Raw genomic sequence first — 17,900 nt, 5'->3', positions numbered from 1 at the left:
GAAAAAATCAATAGGCGTGCAATATGCAAATCAGCAAACTACGACTTGAAAATTATGGTGTTTTTACTGATGCTGACATCACGTTAGCCACAAAAGATGGCAACGAGAATGGCTCAAATATTACTGTATTTATTGGTAATAATGGTTCAGGGAAAACCAGTATTTTAGATGCGATTGCAACAGGTTTAAGTTGGTTTGTAGCGAAGCTGGAAGATAAAAATGCGGAAGGGAAATTAATTACTAAAGCTAAAATTAATCTTTTATCTGAAGTCGCCACAATTTCTTTTAATAAAAAAGAAAAAACAAATATTACTTTGATTAATCACTCTTCAAATATAGATACAAATACTTTAGATTTTGATTTAACAACAGCGCGCTATTTAACAGATAATAATAAACTTTCTTCTTATGCTAGCGATAATCAATTAGATCATTTTTCTGCTTCATATCGCCATGCATTACGATCAAAAGAAAAAATTGAATTAAATTTTCCCATCACAGCTTATTATGGCGCAACTCGCCATACTTATGACACAACAATCAACAACGCAATTCAGCCCAATAATAACCGTCAATTTGATATTTTATCCGCGTATAAAGATGCTCTAGAAGTTAAAACAGATTATGCCGATTTCTTTGCTTGGTTTCGTTACCGTGAAGATATCGAAAATGAAACGGCTCCTCACACAAGCATTATGAAATTGTTAGAAAAACATACTGATGTAAATAGTGAAATTTACCAAAGTATGTTAGCTGAGCAAAAGAAATTGCAAGATAAAGCATTAACTGCTGTACGTGAAGCCATTAAAATTTTCTTATCTGATGACAGTTCTACGATTGAAAATATCTATATTGAGCGCACACCTGATCTTTCCATGAAAGTAGTGAAAGACGGTACTCACTTTTCTATTGAACAACTCTCTTATGGCGAAAAATCATTACTTGCTATGGTTGGTGATATAGCACGCCGTTTAACAATTTTAAATCCAACTTTGGATAATCCCTTAAAGGGCAAAGGCATTATTTTAATTGATGAGCCTGACATCCACTTACACCCTCAATGGCAACGACGATTAATCGCTTTATTGGATAAAACCTTTCCTAACTGCCAATTTGTATTAACGACACACTCACCATTATTGATCAGCGATCACAAAGATATTCTTGTTTACAGCATTGAAAAAGGTCAGGTTGAAAAAGTCTCTTCACTTTATGGGCAAGATATCAATAGCGTACTGTCAGAAATTATGGATACTGACTTTATCAATCAAAAAGTGCAAAGCCAAATCGGCGATATTCTTGATGCGATTCAAAATGCCGATATTGCAACAGCAAAAGATTTATTAGCTGAATTAGAACAAGATGTTTCAACAAATAATATTGAGCTAGTTAAAGCACGATTATTGCTAAAGAAAAAGGAAGTTCAACTTGAGAAAAATCAGCAAAAGAAATGATTATGAACCCACAAGTTTAACTCAATGGAAAAGGCAAAATAAATATAAAAAATACGCTGATTTAACCCCAGAAATTCGAACAGAAATAAGAGAAGTATTGCTAGAAGAGCAGTTCTATTTATGTGGTCATTGTTGTCAGCAAATAAAATCAATTCATGACTGCCACAATGAACATATCGAACCTCAACAATTAGCACAAAATAAAACGCTTGAGTTCTCTAATCTTATCGCCAGTTGCAATGCTAAGAAACAATGCGGCGATTCTCATCAACATCACGCACTTCCCCTTACTCCACTTATGGATGAGTGTGAGACTGAATTACAGTTTTCAATTAGTGGTAGAGTTAATGGTGTAACATCCCGTGCTGAAAAGGCAATTGAAATATTGAATTTAGGCTCTAGCACTTTTCCCAATAACTTATTAATCAGTAAAAGAAAACACGCTATTGAACAAATCTTATTTATTAATGGAATTGATCCTAGTGAAGGACTAGAAGATGATGATTTACTTAATGATTTAATCCTAGAACTAACAAAACCTAATGATGATGGAAAACTAGAAAGCTTTTCACCTATTATTATTAATATATTGAAACAGTGGTTAACTTAACAATAAGGGTAATATTATGACTCCTGCTATTTCTGGTATAAACATTCTCTTTGTTGCCGGTTTTGGTCCTATTACTCGTAATAATGCACAAAGCCAGCTTTTTTATAAAGATGCGCTTAATTTGCCTTTAAAACCAATGGAAGATAATAGTGATTATTTATCAACATCAGAAGGTGAATTAAAAGGTGTTAAACATTTTGCACTGTGGCCTTTAGAGCAAGCCGCTATATCTTGCTTTGGTAATGATGTTTGGCCAAATGATCTGCCGATACCACAATATTGGGTTGAATTTGAAGTAGAAGATATTAATACCGCCACTCAAACTTTAAAACAAAAAGGCTATCAACTGCTTGTTGATAATCGAATTGAACCTTGGGGACAAACTGTCACACGGTTATTAAGCCCTGAAGGAGCTTTAGTAGGTTTAACTATTACGCCTTGGTTACGAGATAATTAAACTTCATTCTATTTCAATTATGTGCGACAGAAAAATTCTCTTAATAAATGCACAAAAAAATCCCACAACTTATAAAAGTTATGGGATTTATTTTTTATGCTGTTTTTAAACTACGTTTATCCGTAGATACCGTTAAAATTAACGACGGTCGCCTAAAATACGCAGTAACATTAAGAACAAGTTGATGAAATCTAAATAAAGCGTTAATGCACCCATAATTGAGTAACGGCGCATATTTTCTTTATCTTCTTGGTTAATTTCATTACCCATATCTTTTAATTTTTGTGTGTCGTAAGCAGTTAAACCTGCGAAAATCAACACACCAGCGTAAGAGATAACCATGCTCATCATTGAGCTTTGCATAAAGATATTCACGATAGAAGCAATAATGATACCGATAAGCCCCATAAACAGGAAGCTACCCATACCCGTTAAGCTACGCTTAGTCGTGTAACCGTAAACACTTAATGCACCAAACATCGCAGCACAAATAAAGAAAGTGCTAGCAATTGAAGATGCGGTATAAACCAGTAATACGCTTGAGATAGTCACACCAGTTAGCACGGAATAGAGCATAAACAATGAGGTTGCCATTGCGCCACTCATTTTATGAACCATACCAGATAACACGAAAACTAACCCTAATTGAGCAATGATCAGACCAAAAAAGACGACCTTGCTAGAAAAAATCATTGATAATAATGCTTCGCTTGATGCAACGTAGAGTGCAACAAACGCAGTGAGTAACAGACCTACAGTCATCCAACCATAAACCTGAGCCATAAAGGTTTGTAGGCCAGAACCTGTGCGCTGTACGATTGAATCATTTGAACGTGAAAATCGATCCATGATGATTACCCTTTAATCATAGTGATAACGTTAGGTTTAACAATAACGTTTATTTCAGTAAAAAGTCCATTATGAACTCATTAGAATTTAATTTTATCACACTGATTTTACATTTCCACGAATTAAACTGTATGAAATGTCACCATAAAATAAATTTAAGTAAAGTAATGTAGCGTTTAATTCAGTGTGATGATTTATTCCCAGCGTTCAGCCGAGTCATAATCACTTTGGCGTGCATCAACCCATCTGTCGTTGTTTTCAGAAAGCCCTTCTTTTTTCCAAAATGGTGCGCGTGTTTTTAAGAAATCCATAATAAATTCAGCAGATTCAAATGCACTATTGCGATGAGAACTGGTGACACCGACAAACACTATCTCTTCACCAATATGCAAAGTTCCAACGCGGTGAATAACACTTACACGCTGTAAAGGCCAACGAGAGCGAGCTTCATTCACAATATCTGTTAGTGCTTTTTCAGTCATTCCTGGATAGTGTTCAAGCGTGAGCGTACTTACTTCATCACCGAGATTATGATTACGAACTTTACCCGTAAATGTCACAACAGCACCATCGCTGTCACACTCTGAAAGCCATTGGTATTCATCACCAACACTAAAATTTTCGGTTTGTACTGAAATACGAGTTGATGCGCTCATCTTATCCTCCTGTAACAGGTGGGAAAAAGGCGATTTCATCACCATCATTAATAACGTGAGAACCTTGAACAAAGGATTGGTTTACCGCAGAGAGTAACTTGCCATCTTCTAATGCGAGTGACCAACGTTCACCTTTAGTAATTAATGCCTTACGTAAATCATCTACTGTGTGGTATTTACAATCTAATTCAAGCGAATCAACACCCACTAATTCACGGACTTGAGCAAAGAAGAGAACCTTAATCATGCTTCCACCTTAAAGTGACCTGATTTACCACCTGTTTTTTCTAATAAACGTACAGGTCCTATCACCATATCTTTTTGAACAGCTTTGCACATATCATAAATCGTCAACGCAGCTACCGATGCCGCAGTTAATGCTTCCATCTCAACCCCTGTTTTACCCGTTAAACGGCAAACAGATTCAATACGTACGCGATTGGATCCTGTGAGTGCTTCTAAACGCACTTCAACTTTAGTTAATAACAGCGGATGACATAATGGGATTAACTCCCATGTTCTTTTTGCTGCTTGAATACCTGCAATTCTTGCGGTCGCAAATACATCACCTTTATGATGTTTGCCTTCGGTGATCATGCTTAATGTTTCTGCTGACATTTCAACAAAGGCTTCAGCACGCGCTTCTCGCACTGTTTCAGCTTTAGCGCTAACATCCACCATGTGAGCTTCACCGGCAGCATTAATATGAGTTAGTTGAGACATGCACAACTCCTGAAATTAACGAAATAACAGAGCGAAAAACTATCCACCAATCACAGATAAGTTCGGTGTAATACCGCTATCGCCTTGATGAAGAAAATGGGTTTCTCGTTTATGAAGAAGACCACCCTGGATACGCTGTTGTAATGCTTCTTGTTGACTATCATCAGCAAGCAGATCGCGTAAAGGAATACCATTTTCACCAAATAAGCAAAGATGGAGATTACCAATGGCCGAAACACGTAAACGGTTACAGGTTAGGCAAAAGTCTTTTTCATAAGGCATAATAAGACCGATTTCACCTTGATAATCAGGATGGGTAAATACTTGAGCAGGCCCGTCACTACGAGCGCGAGGAATTTGTAACCAACCTTCATTGAGTAAACGCTGGCGAATAACTTCACCAGACAAATGAAAGCGGTTGAATATATCACTACCGTCACCAGTTTCCATTAATTCAATAAAGCGCAGCTGAATGGGTCTGTCTTTGATCCAATTTAGAAAATCAGGGAGGTTTTTATCATTTACATTGCGCATCAACACAACGTTGACTTTGACTTTTTCGAAACCTGCGGTAAATGCAGCATCAATACCTTCCATCACTTGGCTAAATTTATCTTGCCCTGTAATAGCATGGAATTGACGAGGATCGAGGCTATCAACACTCACATTAATTGCACTTAAACCGGCATCACGCCATTGAGCGACATCACGAGATAATCGATAACCATTTGTTGTAACTGCAATTTTTTTGATAGCCGCATTGTCTTTAATGGTTGCGATAATATCAGTAAAATCACGACGCATTGTAGGCTCACCACCAGTTAGGCGAATTTTTTCTGTCCCTAATGCAGCAAAAGATTGTGTCAGTCGGCTGATTTCATCTAACGAAAGAAATGATTTATGACCGTTAGGCTTATAACCATTAGGTAGGCAATAAGTACAACGAAAATTACACACGTCTGTAATTGAAAGACGTAAATAGAAAAATTTGCGGGAAAACGCATCAACGAGTTGTTGCATAGTAACACCTTTCCAAATCGGGAGATGCGGGCATTTCTACCTTGCACCCTGGTGACTTGTTTCGTCACGGCCAGAACATCATATCTTGTAAACACATGACTTAGACGTTAAGGCTAGGAGTTAATCTTTACCTGTTTTTCACAGGTTTCTAATACCTATATATTTATTGTGGATTCTACCTGCTAATCTTTCAAAAAGCGAATAATGTTTTCGCTATATAATTTATAATACAACGACTTACGACACTTTAATCACTTTAATAACATAAGTAAAAACACTTTCATTGATTAAATATTAGGCTATCAAAAGTAAAATTAAACTAGGAATGTGATGAAATCACGTCGTGATCATAGGCTTAAAATTTAATTGTGATAAATTAGCGGCAAATTTTTAAAGATGAGTAGAACAAATATGCGAAATCGCACGCTAAGTGATTTAGATCGTGTTGTTGCCCTTGGTGGTGGTCATGGCCTTGGACGTGTGCTTTCAGCACTCTCCTACTTAGGCTCTCGTCTCACTGGTATTGTTACAACAACAGACAATGGCGGTTCTACTGGCCGTATTCGCCAAGAAGAAGGTGGCATTGCGTGGGGCGATATGCGCAATTGTATTAATCAGTTAATTACTGAGCCTTCCGTTGCTTCTGCAATGTTTGAATACCGTTTTTCTGGTACAGGCGAACTGGCAGGACATAATTTAGGTAATCTAATGCTTAAAGCACTTGATAACTTAAGTGTTCGACCTTTAGAAGCCATTAATCTTATCCGCGGATTATTAAGAGTGAATGCTCACCTTATTCCTATGTCTGAACAAGCCGTTGACCTTATGGCGATAGATGACCAAGGAAATGAGATTTATGGTGAGGTCAATGTTGATATTTTACCTAAGATCCCCCAAAAACTTGATCTCTACCCTAAAGTACCGACTACACGAGAAGCCATTGAAGCGATTGAACAAGCAGATTTGATCTTAATTGGTCCCGGTAGCTTTTTTACCAGTTTAATGCCTTTATTATTACTACCAGAACTTGCACAAGCATTACGCCGTAGCAGTGCAACAACCATTTATATTGGTAATTTAGGCAAAGAACTAAGCCCTGCGGCTGCCAGTATGACGATGTCTGATAAAATCGCCATGATGGAGAATTATATTGGTTTGCAAACCATAGATGCCGTGATTATTAGCCCTGAAACACAATATGAATCGATGAAAGGTCGATTAATTGTGCAAGCTCAATTGGAAGCCAAAGATATTCCTTATCGTCACGACCGTCATCTATTAGGCAAAGCTATTGAGTTAACGTTGCAACAATTAGGGCAACGTAATGCATCACCTCAGACCGTTAAATAGTATTTAATTACCTACTTTCATAAAAAAACCGCATTTGCAATAAACAGCAAGTGCGGTTTTTTGTCGACAAAAACACAATATCACTATTGGTTTTCAACGTGTTATTAGCTATTAAGCTGCTTTAATGTAATACGCTGACTAATCGCTTCTTCAATTTCGTCGAGCGTCATTGGTACATCATTTTTCATCAAACCAAGACCCGCCACAGTACGAGAAAACGACATTAAATCTAATGGAGGCAACTCCATGACCCAATTCTCTTCTGTTGCCAACGTATCTTCCGCATTCAGAATATTTTGTATAACATCCGTAAAAGCTTGATGAGAAGATACCCAATCTTGATCGCCACTTGCCCAAAACCAACGAGCAGCAATAAAATTTCTCCACATATCTTCCCAACCATCATAAATCCGACGCAACATTGATGCGCTCATTAATGACCATGTTTGGGCTTCTTGTTGAGTAATATAACCTTGTTGGCAACCTTCTAAACAGAGCTTGTTAAAACGACAGAGATCCCAAATAAGGTATTTCACATTTTGGATATTCATGCGATTTGTGCTCATCATATCGATTTGCCATAAACGCTCATTTTTATCGTGTTCAGTTAACTCAGAAAGTAAAATATCATTTTTTAATGACTGAACATCGTCTTCTTTACCATCCAAAATTTGGTCACGTAGCTGATAAAAATCATTGGTGTGACCTTGAGTGAGCAACCAAAATAGTTGATAGACTAAATCCCAACGGTCGTTAATTCCCCAACCTGCTGATAATCCACCATCATCTTTACCTTGATCATATTCGTTATATGCCCACTCATTCATTGCGGCATAAGGTGCTGCAACATATAAACCCCATTCATTGGGTAACAACTGACCTGACGTATTTTCTGCTTCAGATAAAATGGGCTCCTGCCCCGCTGTTGATGGTTTTTGCAACTCACTATCTTGTACAGCAAATTTGCGTAGCCATTTAAAAAGCATAATAAGAAGAATAACACCAAGAATTACCCCAGCAGAGCTGGGAAACCCTGCATAAACATAACCACTCATTCACTATCCTTAATGTCTTTTTTATCTTTGTAAATAATTGACGCTTTGTTTGTGGTGGTATTTAAACAGTTGAACGCCATTAAGGGAATATCAAACAAGGCAAAAAATGGAAGATAGAAGATAAAAAGGGATAATCCCTGTAAAAATACGGATATCCCTTTATTAGTTTGTGAACTTAATTTATCTAATTAAGAGTTAGCAATAAATTGAGCTCGTAACGCTTGCAACTTATCACGAGTACTCGCCGCTTTCTCAAATTCAAGATCTTTTGCATATTGATACATTTCGGCTTCTAAACGTTGGATCTCTTTTTCCAATTCAGCCGTTGATAACAACGGATAATTTTCATGGATATCTGTTGCTTTGTGCCCTTTCTTATTACGTCCCTGAGAAGGCTGACCAATCTTGAGAATATCACCAACTTTCTTATTTAATCCTTTAGGCACAATGCCGTGCTCAAGGTTAAACTGTTGTTGTTTCTCACGACGACGTTCAGTTTCGCTTATCGCTCTCGCCATTGAATCGGTAATTTTATCGCCATATAAAATCGCTTTACCTTCAAGATTACGAGCCGCACGACCAATTGTCTGAATCAATGAACGCTCTGAACGTAAGAAGCCTTCTTTATCAGCATCTAAGATCGCCACCAAAGAGACCTCTGGCATATCCAAACCTTCTCGAAGTAAGTTGATACCCACTAATACATCAAACTCACCTAAGCGCAAATCACGAATGATTTCGACACGCTCAACCGTATCAATATCAGAGTGCAAATAGCGAACACGTTCACCATGCTCTTCAAGATATTCCGTTAAATCTTCTGCCATCCGTTTTGTCAGTGTTGTTACTAATACACGTTCGTTTTTCGCTGCACGAATACGAATTTCAGAGAGTAAATCATCGACTTGTGTTGCCACAGGCCGCACTTCAACAATCGGATCAAGTAAACCTGTTGGTCTTACAACTTGCTCAACAATTTCATCACCCGATTTTTCAAGTTCATATTTACCCGGTGTTGCTGAAACATAAATCGTTTGTGGTGCTAACGCCTCAAACTCTTCAAAACGTAATGGACGGTTATCAAGCGCAGAAGGTAAACGGAAGCCATATTCAACTAAGGTTTCTTTACGGGAACGGTCGCCTTTATACATTCCACCAATTTGAGGAATAGTAACGTGTGATTCATCAATTACGAGTAAACCGTTAGCAGGAAGATAATCAAATAAGGTTGGTGGTGGCTCACCGGGGCCTCTACCTGATAAATAGCGTGAATAGTTTTCGATACCGGAGCAATATCCCAACTCATTCATCATTTCGAGATCAAATTGAGTACGCTGTGTCACGCGTTGCTCTTCAACAAGTTTATCGTTAGCTAAAAGTACTTTGCGTCTATCTGCGAGTTCTTTTTTGATCTCTTCCATCGCTTCAAGAATACGTTCACGAGGTGTGACATAGTGCGTTTTAGGATAAACAGTAAAACGAGGCACATTGTAGTGAATTTGCCCCGTTAAAGGGTCAAACAGTGAAAGGCGTTCAACTTCTTCATCAAATAGCTCAACACGTAATGCATAATCGTCAGATTCAGCAGGGAAGATATCAATCACTTCACCACGGACACGAAATGTCCCCCGCTGAAAGGCTTGATCATTACGAGTATATTGTAAGTCAGCTAAACGGCGTAAAATGGCACGCTGGTCGATTATCATGCCGTTAGTCAGGTGAAGCATCATTTTTAAATAGCTATCGGGATCACCTAAACCATAAATGGCTGACACGGATGACACCACAATGACGTCTTTACGTTCTAGCAAGGCTTTAGTAGCAGATAAGCGCATTTGCTCGATATGTTCGTTAACAGAAGCATCTTTTTCAATAAAGGTATCAGAGCTTGGAACATACGCTTCTGGCTGATAATAATCATAATAAGAAACAAAGTATTCCACTGCATTTTCAGGGAAGAATTCTTTCATCTCACTATAAAGCTGTGCCGCCAATGTTTTATTTGGCGCTAACACCATAGTCGGACGATTTAGATTGGCAATCACATTGGCAATCGTAAAAGTTTTACCTGAACCTGTTACCCCTAAAAGAGTTTGATGAGCAAGACCATCATCTAATCCTTCACAGAGTGAGGCAATAGCGGCAGGTTGATCACCACCTGGTTTAAATTCAGAATGCAGTTTGAAATCTTTGCTCATATTTTCTTCTCCTCGCTGACCCTCCCTATAATACTGGATAAAAATCCAGCTTCAATCTCTATCTGATAAAATTTGTCTGAATAATTAGCATAAGTTATCCCCAATTTTGGAACTGGGATTTTTCCAAAAAGCAACCCCCTTTTTTATGAATTATTCAAAGAGACACACCAACACCACTCTCTCTATTGATTTTATTTAATTAATTGATATATAAGAATTAAAAATAAAAGTTGAGAATAACGCCAATCTTTAGCAATGCCTTGTGTTCTCTCTATTTAGAGTATTTTTATAATGGTAATACACAAGGTTATCCACAGGAATAGTGGATAACTACACAAAGTTGTTATCTCTCGGTAGGTTACGTCTTTTTTTCCACCTTAAAATATCCCTCAAAATTGACGAAATTTATTTTTTTTATTTTTTTATTGGTATAAAAAATAGACTTTTATAATTTACTTAATAACGGTCTATCAACTTAGTTTTAAACAAGAAAGATCAAGGTAAGGAGTAAAATTATGCTCTTTTACTTCATTTAAATAGGGTATTTTGCCTAAGAATGGTGCTTTAATATGCTGTTTTAATGTTGCCAAATATTCTTTCTGATATCGTCCCGCAGGTTCAACTTCATTTGCAACCCAACCCGCCAATGTTAAACCAGACTGAATAATTGCTTGTTGCGTTAATAACGCATGATTAATGCAACCCAATTTAACACCTACAGTCAAAATAACAGGTAGCTTTTCATTGATAGCCCAATCAGAGAAAAATTGATTTTCTGACAGTGGAGTAAACCAACCACCAGCACCTTCAACTAAAACCCAATCAGCTTGCTGCTTTAAGTAAGACAAGCCTTCTGACATCACATCAAAATCAATAGGCTGATTCATTTCTTGGCTGACAATATGCGGCGATGTCGGCGTTTCAAAGCAATAAGGGTTAACGCGGTGATAATCTAATTTTACTGTGCTGAATTTTTGCAATGTTAACGCATCCGAGTTACGTAAACCTTCATTCAACCACTCACTTCCTGATGCTACAGGTTTATAGCCCACGGTTCGATACCCTTGGTGCGCAGCACATTGTAATAGAGCACTGCTTACTACAGTTTTACCCACTTCTGTATCTGTGCCTGTTAAAAACCATATTTTAGCCATGTGATATTTTTCCTATAACAATTTGATAAGTGAGTAAATATTTTCCTGAGTCTGTTTTCCACACATTTTCTAATGCATGGAGTTTTTGTCGTGTCATCAAGCCTTTTTGGCGATCACCTTGCACAAAATTGGCACCAACGCCCTTCAAAGAAGCAAAGAGCGCATGTAATGAATCATATTGTTCTGTGACAATTTCGGTAGAAAATTGGCAATGGAAACCAGCACAGGCGTTCTCGATATCTTGAGGGGATAAAAAGGGATTAACATGTTCATGATTATCAAGCGATTGCCAAGCGTCTCTGACTTCTTGTAATGTCGACGTGGCAAGTGTTGAAAAATAAAGTGCTCCTTTCACATTTACGGTGTTCATTAACGTTTTAACGGCAACAGATAAATCATCACACCATTGCATCGCTAAATTGCTAAAAACAATATCCACACTTTGTGGCGTAATCGCACAGTGCTCTATATCACTTTGTAGATAGCCATGAGCTCGCTGTTGCTGTTTTGCCACTTGTAACATTGAATGTGATAAATCAAGCGCAATAACAAACTTGCCTTGTTGCTTCCATTTTTGACTGAAATATCCCGTTCCACATCCTGCATCTAACACAATATTGCCACTATCATGACGTGTTAAATCCATTAATTTATTGCCGCTATAGCGCTGAATATTGGCGTGATTATCATAATGAATCGCAGCTTTACCAAATGTTTGAGCTATACGTTGTTTATCTGTTTTGACTGAAGAAAGCATGAAGCGTCTCGATTAACAGCTTAATATCTGAAAGGTGATGGCGAGTCGTTAACGTTATTCGTAAACGTGCACTTTGAGGAGGTACGGTAGGTGGAAAGATTGCTTTTATCCAAAGCCCTTTAGATTGCAGATAATCTGAAAGTGTTTGGCACAATTGTTCATCACCAATAATTACTGGCTGAATAGCGGTTTGCGAAGGCAATAATTTAATAGGGAGCGAAGCCACACCTTGGCGAAAGGTATAAATTAATTGTTGAAGATATTCCCGCTCACTATCAGCTTGCTTAATCACATTCAGTGCGGAATTTAAAGCCACAGCTTGTGCCGGTGGCATTGAGGTACTGTAAATGAGATGGCGAGCATATTGTTCAAAAAATTCAGCAGTTGGCTTGTTGCAAAGCACAGCCGCCCCACTCACACCAAAAGCTTTACCAAAAGTTACGACCAATAATTCAGGTTTAATAGCCACTTCATCACAACTGCCTCGACCTTGTTTACCTAAAACACCTATACCATGCGCATCATCGACCATTAACCAAGCATGGTGCTTTTGGCTTATTAATGCAGTTTCTCTTAATGGCGCTTGATCGCCATCCATGCTAAATACCCCTTCTGTCACCACTAGGATTTTATTAGCAGACGTTTTATTGAGTCGTTGAGATAAAGAATCTGGCGAATTATGCAAAAAGCGCCACAACGTGGCGGGTGATAATGTGGCTGCTTCCATTAATGAAGCATGGCAAAGTTTATCAGCAATAATGATATCTTCTTTTTCAAGTAATGCCGAAATAACGCCTTGATTGGCACTGTAACCAGATGAAAATAACAGCGCATTATCGTAACCTAACCAATCCGCTAAATGTTGTTCTAACTGCGCATGAGCTTGTGTAAAACCAGTGATATGTCCTGAACCGCCACTCCCCACACCATATTCATTCGCACCTTGTTGCCACGCGTTAATCACATCGGCATGCTGGCTAATACCTAAATAATCATTGCCTGAAAAATTAAGATACTTTTCGCCTGATATCGTGGTTAGAAAGCGCCCATTAGAATGATTTATCACTTGGCGTTTTCGCCATAATGGCGTATTTCTACGCACATTAAGTTTTTCATCTAAATAGTTTTGCCAGCTCATTACAGTGCCGCGTTATAAAATTGTTCAGTGTCTTTATTGGCAACAGCGTGCATTAGCGCTTCTTCTTGCTGATTATCGCCCATTGATACCGCTAACCGCTCTGGATTTAGGCCTAACTTGCGGAATAATTGGTGATCTTTATCTTCAGTCGGATTGGTTGTCGTTAATAATTTGCAACCGTAGAAAATAGAGTTAGCCCCAGCCATAAAGCAAAATGCTTGTGTCTGTTCACTCATTTGCTCTCGCCCAGCAGAAAGACGCACATAAGAACGCGGCATCATGATACGAGCAACGGCGATAGTACGAATAAAATCAAAAGGATCGACATCCTCATTATCTGCAAGTGGTGTCCCTTTTATTTTGGCAAGCATATTAATAGGTACACTTTCAGGAGGCTGTGGCAAATTGGCTAATTGCACCAGCATTGCCGCGCGATCTTTAACTTCCTCGCCTAACCCTAAAATTCCGCCAGAACACACTTTAATACCCGCATTACGCACTTTATCAAGCGTATCTAAACGGTCTTGATAGGTACGTGTTGTCACGATACTGCCGTAAAATTCAGGTGAGGTATCAAGGTTGTGGTTATAAAAGTCCAGTCCTGCATCTGCTAATCGGTTAGCTTGTGAATCATCTAATTTGCCGAGTGTCATGCAGGTTTCCATACCCAGCGCTTTAACTTCTTTTACCATTTGCTCAAGGTAAGGCATATCGCGCTCATGCGGATTTTTCCATGCCGCGCCCATACAAAAACGTGTTGAACCTGCCGCTTTTGCTTTTTTCGCAGATTCAATCACTTGCTGCACTTCCATTAAGCGCTCTTTTTCTAATCCCGTTTTATACCGCGCGCTTTGGGCACAATACTTACAATCTTCAGGACAAGCCCCTGTTTTAATAGAAAGCAAAGTGCTCACTTGAATTTGTGAAGGGTCAAAATGTTGACGATGAACTTGTTGTGCTTGAAAAACCAAATCTAAAAATGGCATATCAAACAATGCTCTGGCTTCTTTTAATGTCCAACGTTTTAGTGCGCTCACAATACAATCTCCTTTTTAAAAGTGATTGCCAGTTTAAATAATAGGGTTATCATGTCAACTAAAATTGATCACCATTGGTTTACATGATTAAGTGAAAAATATAATGACACCTGAAGATATCGCTTTCGATTTACGCCACATTTGGCATCCATACACTTCGATGAGTAATCCGTTACCTGCTTACCCTATCGTCAGTGCAAAAGGCGTTGAATTAGTCTTGGCCGATGGTAGAAAATTGATTGATGGAATGTCTTCATGGTGGGCAGCAATTCATGGATATAATCATCCAGAACTCAATAATGCCGTTACAACACAGCTCAGCAATATGTCTCATGTGATGTTTGGTGGCATTACTCATCCACCAGCAATATCACTTTGTCGAAAATTATTAGCGATAACACCAGAGCCTCTTGAATGCATATTTCTCGCAGATTCTGGCTCGGTTGCTGTTGAAGTTGCGCTTAAAATGGCTTTGCAATATTGGCAGGCTAAAGGTGAAAAACGCCAACGTATTGTGGCGTTAAAACAGGGCTATCATGGCGATACATTTGGTGCCATGTCAGTGTGTGATCCAGATAACTCCATGCACAGTCTTTACAAAGGTTATCTGCCTAATCATCTCTTTGTGGATGCGCCAAAAACAGGTTTTTATGAAGAATGGGATCCCGCTGATATCCACTCATTACGCTCAACGCTAGAGCAACATCATCAAGAAATTGCTGCCGTTATGCTTGAACCCATTGTTCAAGGTGCTGGTGGAATGCGAATTTATCATCCCGAATATTTGAAACACGCAAGAGCCTTATGTACTGAATTTGATGTGTTATTAATTGCAGATGAAATAGCCACTGGTTTTGGTCGAACAGGTAAGCTGTTTGCCTGTGAACATGCTGAAATATCGCCAGATATAATGTGTGTAGGTAAAGCATTGACAGGTGGATATATGACGTTATCGGCAACCTTAACCACGCGCCATATTGCAGAAACCATAAGCCAAGGCGATGCAGGATGCTTTATGCATGGTCCTACCTACATGGGAAATCCTTTGGCTTGTGCAGTTGCTGATGCCAGTTTATCTCTATTAGCAAAAGGCGATTGGGTAAACCAAGTTGCAGAAATTGAAAAACAACTAAAATGCGAGTTATCACCGTTAAAACAGGCAAAAAGTGTGAAAGATGTGCGTGTTTTAGGCGCGATTGGTGTGGTTGAAATGCATGAGCCTGTCAATATGGCAAAATTACAAAAAATCTTTGTTGCTGAAGGCGTTTGGATAAGACCTTTTGGTAAGCTGATTTATATTATGCCACCATTTATTATGCCGCCAGAAAACCTCACTAAACTCACTCAAACTATTGAGAAAGTTGTTAATCTCTCATAAACCTTTTATAAAAAATAAAACCTCTAGCAAGGAAATATTTTGCTAGAGGTACAGTAATCTTTACTTCGTCACAACGGTAACCCACATAGCGCCTTTACCTACTGGGTAACACGCTAACTCAGTTAATACGCCAGTGTGTTTATCAATACGAGAAACCGACGCAAAATCTGATTTTTGACCACAAGAAATCAGATAATTTCCTGTGTTATCAAGATTAAAACCACGAGGCTGTGTTTGTGTTGGGTAATAACCCACAGGTTGCAGATAGTCGCCCGCCTCTGAAATTGCCATCGCACAAATAAAACTTTCAGAGCGTTCGCTTGCATAAAGAAAACGGCCATCTGGTGTAATATGAATATCTGACGCCCAACGGGTACTGTTAAATGTTTCAGGCACAATATCGACCGTTTGCATTAAGCGATATAAATCACCCATACGACGATATATATTGATTGTCGCATCTAATTCATTAAGGCAATAAAACACATCACCATTAGGATGGAATGCCATATGACGGGGGCCCGCATTTTGTGCTGTTGTCAGCTCTTCAGTACCCGCTTCTGTTAAACGACCATCTTCTGATAAATCAAATAAACGAATATGATCTTCACCTAAGCAAGGCACAATCAGTTGTTTATTATTCCAATCAATGTTAGATGAATGAGGCTTATTTAAGCCTTCAATAATTTGAATAGGTGATTGAGGGATCCCCTTCGCATTAATAGGTAAAACAGCTAAATTACCCTGATGATAAGAAGGAACAAACAAAAAGCGCCCTGTTTTATCTAAGCATAAATGGACAGGCGTGCTTGGAATTGACGTTGTCGCCTTTTGTTCTAACTGACCATCAGAAGCTATCGCAAATGTCACCACACTAAAATGAGGACGAATACCCACATAAAGGTATTTTCCATCAGCACTTGCAATCATTGGTTGCACTTGCCCTGCAACCTCAACAACCTGCAATAAATCCATTTCACCTTCGGTGTTTAACGCATAAACATGAATTTGCTGACTCTCTGGACTTGCTACGTAGACTACCTGTTTCATCCCTTCTCCTTAAAACCCATTACCCATTGATTTATAAAGAATAATAGAATAACTAACGTTTGATTGTAACGATTAAGCTAGTTTATCTTTTATTGGTTAACGTGTAACATCAACACCATTGCATCTTAATACTATCAAGGGGCTTATTTATGTCATATCGCGTTATTGCTTTGGATCTTGATGGCACACTGCTTGATGACCAAAAACGTATCCTGCCAGAATCTTTAGAAGCACTCAATCTTGCAAGAAAAGCAGGCGTTAAAGTTTTAATTGTAACAGGTCGTCATCATGTTGCTATTCATCCATTCTATCAAGCGCTCGATCTTGATACCCCTGCAATCTGCTGTAATGGAACTTACCTTTATGATTATATTGGTAAAAAAGTATTAGAGTCTGATCCACTAACTACACAAGAAACCAGAGCTGTATTAGATCTCGTTAAACAAACCGATATCCATCACTTGGTTTATGCCGACGATGCAATGCTTTATGACCAATTATCCTCCCCTGTTCAACGCACTTTAAAATGGTCAGAAACATTACCTATCGCACAACGCCCTAATCTCGTTAAAGTTGATGATTTCTATAAAGCCATGCATGATGTTAATGCAATTTGGAAAATAGCCACTACAACGCCTGATCACGATGAATTGCGTACTTTAGTTGAGAAAATTGAGCAACAAGTAGGCTTAGAGTGTGAATGGTCTTGGATTGATCAAGTTGATATCGCCAAAAAAGGCAACAGCAAAGGCCGTCGTTTACAACGCTGGGTTGAAGCAAATGGCATGAGTATGAATGATGTTATTGCCTTTGGTGATAATTTTAATGATCTTAGTATGTTAGAACATGTTGGTTTAGGTGTTGCAATGGGTAATGCTTCAGATGAAGTAAAAGCGCGCGCTAAAATGGTCACTAAAGTGAATTCACAGCCAGGTATTGCTGAGACTATCCATAAATATATTTTGTCTTGATCACTCTCTTTAAAAGACAAAAACCTCATCTAAGATGAGGTTT

General features: G+C 38.5%; 18 protein-coding genes and 1 riboswitch. Of the genes, 6 read left to right on the top strand and 12 right to left on the bottom strand.

Annotation, left to right across the window (positions count from 1 at the left end; translation table 11 throughout):
* Positions 1–23: 23 nt before the first annotated feature.
* From JEP71_RS09360 to JEP71_RS09350, 3 genes are read left to right on the top strand one after another with little or no spacing between them, the layout of a single operon-like run.
* Positions 24–1,454: an AAA family ATPase gene (locus JEP71_RS09360; protein WP_198626137.1), complete on the top strand. Its 1,431-nt coding sequence runs from the start codon at positions 24–26 to the stop codon at positions 1,452–1,454.
* Complete coding sequence (locus tag JEP71_RS09355) at positions 1,429–2,064, top strand: retron system putative HNH endonuclease (RefSeq protein WP_198626136.1); 636 nt, start codon at positions 1,429–1,431, stop codon at positions 2,062–2,064. Before JEP71_RS09360 ends, JEP71_RS09355 begins: the two co-directional genes overlap by 26 nt.
* Before the next feature lie 16 nt (positions 2,065–2,080).
* Positions 2,081–2,521, top strand: coding sequence for a glyoxalase (locus JEP71_RS09350; RefSeq protein ID WP_198626135.1), 441 nt, complete (start codon positions 2,081–2,083; stop codon positions 2,519–2,521).
* A 138-nt stretch (positions 2,522–2,659) separates the two neighbouring features.
* Here JEP71_RS09350 and JEP71_RS09345 read toward each other — a convergent pair whose 3' ends face one another.
* From JEP71_RS09345 to moaA, 5 genes are all read right to left on the bottom strand, one after another.
* The gene (locus tag JEP71_RS09345) at positions 2,660–3,370 is read right to left on the bottom strand and encodes a Bax inhibitor-1/YccA family protein (RefSeq protein WP_109373985.1); all 711 of its coding nucleotides are present in this window, start codon (positions 3,368–3,370) and stop codon (positions 2,660–2,662) included.
* Between the two features lie 194 nt (positions 3,371–3,564).
* Positions 3,565–4,026, bottom strand: coding sequence for a molybdopterin synthase catalytic subunit MoaE (gene moaE / locus JEP71_RS09340; protein WP_098943826.1), 462 nt, complete (start codon positions 4,024–4,026; stop codon positions 3,565–3,567).
* A gap of 1 nt (position 4,027) precedes the next feature.
* A complete protein-coding gene (moaD, locus tag JEP71_RS09335; protein ID WP_109373984.1) occupies positions 4,028–4,273 on the bottom strand; it encodes a molybdopterin synthase sulfur carrier subunit in 246 nt (81 codons plus the stop codon).
* Entirely contained in the window at positions 4,270–4,749 is a 480-nt protein-coding gene (gene moaC, locus JEP71_RS09330) for a cyclic pyranopterin monophosphate synthase MoaC (protein WP_023581221.1), read from the bottom strand. The genes moaD and moaC overlap by 4 nt, the downstream gene beginning before the upstream one ends.
* 39 nt (positions 4,750–4,788) lie before the next feature.
* Positions 4,789–5,769, bottom strand: a complete 981-nt coding sequence (gene moaA / locus JEP71_RS09325) for a GTP 3',8-cyclase MoaA (protein ID WP_088493379.1) — start codon at positions 5,767–5,769, stop codon at positions 4,789–4,791.
* Positions 5,759–5,901: riboswitch (molybdenum cofactor riboswitch) on the bottom strand. It overlaps the preceding gene by 11 nt.
* 279 nt (positions 5,902–6,180) lie before the next feature.
* Between moaA and yvcK the strand changes: the two genes are divergently transcribed.
* Positions 6,181–7,119, top strand: a complete 939-nt coding sequence (gene yvcK / locus JEP71_RS09320) for a uridine diphosphate-N-acetylglucosamine-binding protein YvcK (RefSeq protein WP_151434613.1) — start codon at positions 6,181–6,183, stop codon at positions 7,117–7,119.
* Between the two features lie 104 nt (positions 7,120–7,223).
* Here yvcK and JEP71_RS09315 read toward each other — a convergent pair whose 3' ends face one another.
* From JEP71_RS09315 to bioB, 6 genes are all read right to left on the bottom strand, one after another.
* The gene (locus JEP71_RS09315; protein WP_198626134.1) at positions 7,224–8,174 is read right to left on the bottom strand and encodes a DUF1266 domain-containing protein; all 951 of its coding nucleotides are present in this window, start codon (positions 8,172–8,174) and stop codon (positions 7,224–7,226) included.
* Positions 8,175–8,362: 188 nt separating this feature from the next.
* Positions 8,363–10,372: an excinuclease ABC subunit UvrB gene (gene uvrB / locus JEP71_RS09310; protein ID WP_198626133.1), complete on the bottom strand. Its 2,010-nt coding sequence runs from the start codon at positions 10,370–10,372 to the stop codon at positions 8,363–8,365.
* A gap of 470 nt (positions 10,373–10,842) precedes the next feature.
* Complete coding sequence (gene bioD, locus JEP71_RS09305; RefSeq protein WP_198626132.1) at positions 10,843–11,526, bottom strand: dethiobiotin synthase; 684 nt, start codon at positions 11,524–11,526, stop codon at positions 10,843–10,845.
* Positions 11,519–12,283, bottom strand: a complete 765-nt coding sequence (gene bioC / locus JEP71_RS09300; RefSeq protein ID WP_198620435.1) for a malonyl-ACP O-methyltransferase BioC — start codon at positions 12,281–12,283, stop codon at positions 11,519–11,521. Before bioC ends, bioD begins: the two co-directional genes overlap by 8 nt.
* Positions 12,258–13,421, bottom strand: a complete 1,164-nt coding sequence (gene bioF / locus JEP71_RS09295; RefSeq protein ID WP_198626131.1) for an 8-amino-7-oxononanoate synthase — start codon at positions 13,419–13,421, stop codon at positions 12,258–12,260. The genes bioC and bioF overlap by 26 nt, the downstream gene beginning before the upstream one ends.
* Positions 13,421–14,458 (bottom strand): biotin synthase BioB, encoded by a 1,038-nt coding sequence (gene bioB, locus JEP71_RS09290; RefSeq protein ID WP_160230084.1) that lies wholly within the window; start codon positions 14,456–14,458, stop codon positions 13,421–13,423. The genes bioF and bioB overlap by 1 nt, the downstream gene beginning before the upstream one ends.
* A gap of 103 nt (positions 14,459–14,561) precedes the next feature.
* Here bioB and bioA point away from each other — a divergent pair, with 103 nt between their 5' ends.
* A complete protein-coding gene (bioA, locus tag JEP71_RS09285) occupies positions 14,562–15,836 on the top strand; it encodes an adenosylmethionine--8-amino-7-oxononanoate transaminase (RefSeq protein WP_198626130.1) in 1,275 nt (424 codons plus the stop codon).
* A gap of 60 nt (positions 15,837–15,896) precedes the next feature.
* Here the strand turns inward: bioA and pgl are convergent, their stop codons facing one another.
* Positions 15,897–16,886, bottom strand: a complete 990-nt coding sequence (gene pgl / locus JEP71_RS09280) for a 6-phosphogluconolactonase (RefSeq protein ID WP_198620432.1) — start codon at positions 16,884–16,886, stop codon at positions 15,897–15,899.
* Between the two features lie 149 nt (positions 16,887–17,035).
* Here pgl and JEP71_RS09275 point away from each other — a divergent pair, with 149 nt between their 5' ends.
* Positions 17,036–17,857: a pyridoxal phosphatase gene (locus JEP71_RS09275; RefSeq protein WP_109373973.1), complete on the top strand. Its 822-nt coding sequence runs from the start codon at positions 17,036–17,038 to the stop codon at positions 17,855–17,857.
* The last annotated feature ends 43 nt before the right edge of the window (positions 17,858–17,900 follow it).

This window comes from Proteus sp. PR00224 (assembly GCF_016238105.1).
In the GTDB taxonomy this organism is placed as follows: Bacteria; Pseudomonadota; Gammaproteobacteria; order Enterobacterales; family Enterobacteriaceae; genus Proteus.
The sequence above is the reverse complement of the archived record's forward strand: the minus strand, read 5'-3'. Positions and strand labels throughout refer to the sequence as shown.